We start from the raw sequence: 6344 nt of genomic DNA on the forward strand, positions 1-6344 counted from the left end.
ATGCTGTTATATTTGCAGTTGTATTTGCATTAACAGTTCCGAAAGCCATAATTCCAGTAATGGCTAGAATAGAAAATAATCTTTTCATTGTTCTTGTTCTTAATTTTATTAGTTAAAGTGTTAAAGATATAAAAAAAATACGATTATCAAATAAAAATAAAAGCAGAGAGGAAGGGATTCGAACCCTCGATACCCTTTTGAGGTATACACACTTTCCAGGCGTGCGCCTTCGACCGCTCGGCCACCTCTCTAATTATCATATTTAACAATACATTAGGCAAATAACAAAAAAACTTTTGAAAGCTAAAAATTTTGCGAGTTAATTTTTATGTAATTTCTCCACGTAATGAGGTTTCGAATATGGTTTTGAAGGTGTTAGCAGAAATTTTCTCTCCTAATAAATACATCAATTTTGCCACTGCAGCCTCTGTTGTCATGTCTTTTCCTGAAATAACGCCCACCTTCTTTAAGTCTGAACTAGTTTCATATTGCCCCATAAGGACACTTCCACCGGAACATTGGGTAATATTTACAATATATACTCCTCTTTTTATAGCTTCTTCTATTAAAGAAATAAACCACGATTCGGTACTGGCATTTCCAGTTCCGTAGGTTTCTATAATAATTCCTTTTAAACTTGGATTATTAATGATACACTCCAAAATAGTTTTGGAAATACCAGGAAACAGTTTTACCAAAGCAATATTAGTGTCCAAAATTTTATGGACTACCAACTTTTTTTTGGAGTTAGGCCTCCATAAAGCATCTTCATTTACTTTCATATGGACTCCAGACTCGGCTAAATGTGGATAATTTAAAGATTCGAAAGCCTCAAAATGTTCCGCATTTATTTTGGTGGTTCTATTTCCTCGGTACAGTTTATACTCAAAATACAAGCCCACTTCTCTAATTACTGGTTTATCATTCTTACGTAAAGCGGCCATTTGTATGGAAGTAATTAGGTTTTCCTTAGCATCTGTACGCAAATCTCCAATAGGTAATTGGGAACCTGTTAGTATCACAGGTTTATCTAAATTCTCCAACATAAAGCTTAAAGCAGAAGCCGTATAACTCATAGTATCGCTTCCATGAAGGACCACAAAACCGTCATTCGCGTCGTAATGTGCTTCAATTATTTCTGCCATTTTAATCCAATATTCAGGACTCATGTTAGAGGAATCGATAGGCTCGTCAAAAGAAACTGTTGAAATACGACAGCTCAATAACTTTAATTCTGGAATTCGTTTTAAAAGATTATTAAAGTCGAAAGCTTGCAACCCTCCGGTATTTGGGTTCTTAATCATCCCAATAGTCCCACCAGTATAAATTAAAAGAATGTTTGGCTTGGTATCTGTCATACTTATATATTAAAAACGTCTTTTGAGTTTTGAGTGGTAATTTCGGCAATTTTTTCCTGAGGTAAATTATAAAGTTCCGATAGTTTTTCCAATACCTTTATTATATAGGCGCTTTCATTACGCTTCCCACGAAATGGTGTCGGTGCCAAATAAGGTGAGTCGGTTTCCAAAACAAGGTGTTTTAAATCGATTTGATTTAGGAACTGATCTATTTTCCCGTTTTTAAAAGTAACCACACCACCGATTCCTAATTTCATATTAAATGAAATGGCACGTTTAGCCTGCTCTAAAGTTCCAGTGAAACAATGAAAAATCCCGAATAGATCATCGCTTTTTTCTTCTTCTAAAACTTCGAAAATTTCATCAAAAGCCTCACGACAATGAATTACGATAGGCAGTTTATATTTTTTAGCTAATTGTATTTGATGCTTAAAGGCTTTCTTTTGAATCCCTAAAGTAGAAGTATCCCAATATAAATCGATTCCTATTTCTCCAATGGCATAAAAAGAGCGTTGCGCCAACATTTCTTCTACATGAGCCAATTCATCTAAATAATTTTCTTTTACTGACGTGGGATGTAATCCCATCATTAAATAAACATGTTCTGGAAAATCTGCTTCCAATTGAAGCATGGCCGCTGTATAGTTGGAATCGATAGCAGGAATAAAAAAACGAGTAACCTTAGCTTCAATAGCGCGTTCAATCATTTCTTTTCGATCCTCCGTAAAGGCATCACTATATAAATGGGTATGTGTATCGGTAATTATCATTTTGCAAAAGTATAGGTTCTTTTACAAATAACCTTAAAGACCTTTCAGCTTTTATATTGCTAATCTCCTACTGAAAGGTTTATCAAAATTTTATTTCAATTTTTTTAGAAGCTCTTGTGCTTGTTTGTAGTCTTCTGAATCTTTAGGCACTGTTTTTAATACGGATATACAGGCAACTGCATCATCTTGTTTTAATTTACTTAAGGCTAAATACCAAATAGCTTTATTTTTATAAACTGAAGGGGTTTGAATAATATGATTAAATAGCGCATCTGCTTTCGCATAGTTATTTAATTCCACTAAAGACACGGCTTTGTATAGTTGTAGTTCCATATTGCGTTCATCTGTTTTAAGTAATTCTGAAAAATACATTGCTGCATCTTCATAATTGTGAGTGTTAAAAGCTGTTTCTGCTTTGCTCAAAATCTCGCTTTGCGTGCCCCTCACGGTTAAACTTATAGTTCCATAGTTCGCATAATTATCATAAACCGGACTTGAAAATTGTTGGGTAAAGAAAAATCCTATCACCAAAATTGCGGCTGCTGCTATGGAATAGTACCAGGGATTAATACCTTTAAAACTTGTTCTGTTAGATGCTTCTTTATCAAAATACTTCTTTGAAACAGCTTCTAAATTTGATTTAAACGCCTCTGCTTTCTCTTCATTTGCAATATGATTTTCTAAAAATTCCGAGGCTTGCTTATAAGTGTTAAAAGCTTCCTGGAACTCTAAATCTTTTTGCAATCTGTTTTCAAAAGCCACCTTTTCTTCTGAATCTAACTTCCCAGACAGATAATCTTCAAATAATATGTAATCTTGTTCTTGCATGGTTACGATTTTAGGTTTTTATAAGTTGGCGACTCTTGAATTAACTTCGTTAGCTTCCCAATACATAAAGATTTCTTTTTTCTAGCATAGGCATACGTGATACCTAAACTTTCAGCAACTTCTTCCATGGATTTTATTTTAAAAGTAGCTTTCAACAAATCTTTACAGGCCTGTCCTAACTTTTCAAACATATCCTTAAACAAGTCGTGTTGTTGTTCAAATAAAGAGGTTTCGAAAGCAAGTTCTTGAGCGTCGTCATCCTTAGATAACACTTCTTCATTAATTGTTACCTCTTTATTCCCTTGTTTTTTTAATTGATTGAGCCACTTTCGCTTACAGATCAAGAAAAAATAGGCATCGAAAGGACATGTAAGTTGTAAATTCTTCTCTGTTGCTTGATGGTAAATAGTAATAAGGGTTTCTTGAATAACATCTTGGGCACTCGCTGCATCTCCACTATTTTGCTTGATATAATTTATAACTTTTGGAGCAAACTTATCGTAAATAGCCTGAATGATAAACGTATTATTTGCCACCAAGCCCTCAATGTACTTCTGGTCTTCGTGATTTTTTTTCTCGCTCATAAACCCTTTATTTTTAACGAATTTAAAAAAACTTCGCATAATAAGGGTAACAATTTTAAAATGGTTTTTATGTATAAGAGAATGGATATAGTATCCATGAATTAACATTAAAAAAATTTTATTATGAAAAATTCTATTCAAAAAATCTTTTTGATTTTTTTACTTGGCTGTTATGGAGCCTTAAATGCCCAAGTTCCATTAACAGGAGGTGTACAAACAAGTGGCCTAAATAATGTTTCCATAGACTGGTGGGTACAACAGTCTACATCGGACAAAAACAGAGACTTATATGCCATTACCTATTGGAAACATGGCAAAGATGCGGGAAATTATTTTAAAGTTTATAATGGTTCTAACTTTAACCCTATTACCAATACAGACATAAAATATTCGGAATTAGGTTCGTTTGCGAGAATAAAACTAGATAATGAAAAGAATGTATATGTTTTGTATAAAGATTATGAAACCCCAAATGGAAGCGTTTTTAAAACCTATCTAAAAAAATTCAGCGCTTCAGGTAACTTAATAGGTTCGCGTATTCAGGTTGTAAATAACACACATCCTTCTGACATAACAATTGCACCAAATGGAGACGTATTAATTGGTTGTACAGAAAACAACAAAATAAAAGTAAAGGTTTATAGAAATATGGGGTACGTAGGAAGCATGCCAATTGACGAGATTAAACTTATCAATAACACAAATCCATTTGTTATACATATGGACATGAAAGATAAAAAACTGGCTATAGGTTATTCTTTCGGTCATATTAACGCGTCAAAATTAATAATAAAACGTTACTCTTACTCCCCAAGCAACATCGCGTTATCTCTACATTCTTATTATGATGACAACAGTCGTTTCGATTCAGGGACTAATCAACTAGCACTAAGAAATAACTGGGATGTGTTTTTCAACTCAAATATATCTACTTCGTATCCATTTACGAACCGCGTAGTTAAGTTCTTAAACAACAATACAAGTAGTATATTTCAAAGCTCATCAGGACTCGTTGATGTTGATTTAGGAAACAGATTACTAATTAGCCAAGATTATGGAGCTCCTGCAAATGGAGATTTTAAAGTAAAACTATATGAATCCGACAATAGCCTGATACATGAATATCAGATTGATAACAAAATCAAAAATCATTTAGAAAGTGTTGCTATTTATGATTGTGATTTTATTGTTACGGGAATTGACAGAAAACTGGGAGCCAACCCAAACAATCATTCCTACCAAAATTTTCACCAAGTATTTAGTTGTGGTGGATGCAAAGAAGACTCAAAACCAACTGCTGCAGCTGAATTTAGATTCCCTTATCAAGAAAATGAATATGATAGCTATTACGGCCCAATAAAAGTAACCGAGTTGTGTTTAATAGACGACCTATTGGTAGATGGTTCAGCAAGTACGTGTGAAGACAGATATTTTGTAGGCTTATCAGAATTCAATTTATCAACATGGACGGATACCAATGTTCTACATTCTGCATGGGTAGCACCTTTAACTCAAGCACCTAACAATATAAATATTGTAGATTTCCTACCTCAAGGATATCATTTAAAACCAGGAAAGATATACAGATTTAGATTGGCTGTAGGAAACCCTTGGGATTCTGTAGATATTTTCTTTGAAGTATCTTGTTGTAAAAGAGAGATTATTGCCGATCCACACCCAGGAGGTATAGAGTCGCAAAAAACATTTGAATACACACTAACTTTTGGAGATGAAGCTTCTGAAAACCACGATAAAGATGTGAATTTTAAAGTTTTTCCTAATCCAGCACAAGATCAAGTTACTTTAGATTTTAGTGACATAGAAAGTAAAAACACAAAAATCATAAACATACGCAACTTGCAAGGTGTTGAAGTTTATGCTAGCAAAACTCAAGACCAAAAAGAAACCATTCATATTAAAAATTGGCCAACTGGTATTTATATAAGTACAGCCATAATAGATGGAAAATCCTATCAAAACAAAATAATTAAAAAATAGACAACCTCATATTAAACAGGCTGTTTCGATTAAGAAACAGCTTGTTTTTTAAAATATTGTAAAAAAACAGGGTAACAATTTTAAAATGGTTTTGATATAAAGTTGTAAGCAATAAATTAAAAACAAAAATTATGAAAATGAGAAGTTTTAAAAAAATCGCAGTACTATCTATTCTAAGTCTATTTGCACTTTCATCCTGCGATAATGACGACGACCTAACAAACAATGTGTGTGACGATGCCTATGTAAACATCGCTATTACCGATGCTTTTTCTACAGCCAACGGCTATGATGACCATCCTGAATCCATGGATTTGGAAACACATGAATACCGTATGGTAATAAATGCCGACGGAGAAATCTGTAGCGTGGGATATCAAAATCCAAGTACTTGGACAGGTGATTATTTAATAGAAGTAATTAACGAAACGTCTCAAGCATCCTACTCGGGTACGCATTCTTTTTCGCAAGCACATTTAGATTATCAAAGCATAACTCCAGTAACGGTAAGTTCAGGAGATATTATTAAAGTTATGAGAACCATACTAAACAATACATCATTAAATGAAACAGTTGGTAGAATCTTTCGAAAATCGGATTACTCAGATGTTCCTTATCCAATAACAGTAGGAAATATTGAGTTTCTAAGCTCTAATTTTTATGGTAATGGAGGTCCAGTCCTAAACATTGGCCAACCATACATTCCTATAGGTTTTAAAGTAAACTAAAAACCAGTAAAGTCATGCTTAACTTAAAAATCAGTGATTCTTTGCACACTAAGTTTCATTACAAAGCAGTAAAGATCT

At 33.4% G+C, this 6344-nt stretch carries 6 protein-coding genes and 1 tRNA gene; 2 read left to right on the forward strand and 5 right to left on the reverse strand.

Features of this window, described 5'->3' with window-relative positions; all coding sequences use genetic code 11:
* Positions 1-163 precede the first annotated feature (163 nt).
* The 5 genes from VKY41_RS07970 to VKY41_RS07990 form a co-directional block, all read right to left on the reverse strand.
* A tRNA-Ser gene (locus VKY41_RS07970) sits at positions 164-251 on the reverse strand.
* 75 nt (positions 252-326) lie between these two features.
* Positions 327-1358 (reverse strand): asparaginase, encoded by a 1032-nt coding sequence (locus VKY41_RS07975; RefSeq protein WP_500813914.1) that lies wholly within the window; start codon positions 1356-1358, stop codon positions 327-329.
* Positions 1359-1360: 2 nt separating this feature from the next.
* Positions 1361-2128: a TatD family hydrolase gene (locus VKY41_RS07980; RefSeq protein ID WP_500813915.1), complete on the reverse strand. Its 768-nt coding sequence runs from the start codon at positions 2126-2128 to the stop codon at positions 1361-1363.
* A gap of 90 nt (positions 2129-2218) precedes the next feature.
* On the reverse strand, positions 2219-2956 hold the full coding sequence (locus VKY41_RS07985; protein ID WP_500813916.1) for a tetratricopeptide repeat protein: 738 nt from the start codon (positions 2954-2956) through the stop codon (positions 2219-2221).
* A gap of 2 nt (positions 2957-2958) precedes the next feature.
* Positions 2959-3540 (reverse strand): RNA polymerase sigma factor, encoded by a 582-nt coding sequence (locus VKY41_RS07990; protein WP_500813917.1) that lies wholly within the window; start codon positions 3538-3540, stop codon positions 2959-2961.
* 123 nt (positions 3541-3663) lie between these two features.
* On the opposite strand from VKY41_RS07990, the gene VKY41_RS07995 reads away from it, so the two are divergent.
* Positions 3664-5538 carry a T9SS type A sorting domain-containing protein gene (locus tag VKY41_RS07995; protein WP_500813918.1) on the forward strand — a complete coding sequence of 625 codons (1875 nt, stop codon included), beginning with the start codon at positions 3664-3666 and terminating at the stop codon, positions 5536-5538.
* Between the two features lie 131 nt (positions 5539-5669).
* Entirely contained in the window at positions 5670-6266 is a 597-nt protein-coding gene (locus VKY41_RS08000) for a hypothetical protein (protein WP_500813919.1), read from the forward strand.
* The last annotated feature ends 78 nt before the right edge of the window (positions 6267-6344 follow it).

This window comes from Xanthomarina sp. (assembly GCF_035306605.1).
GTDB lineage: Bacteria > Bacteroidota > Bacteroidia > Flavobacteriales > Flavobacteriaceae > Xanthomarina.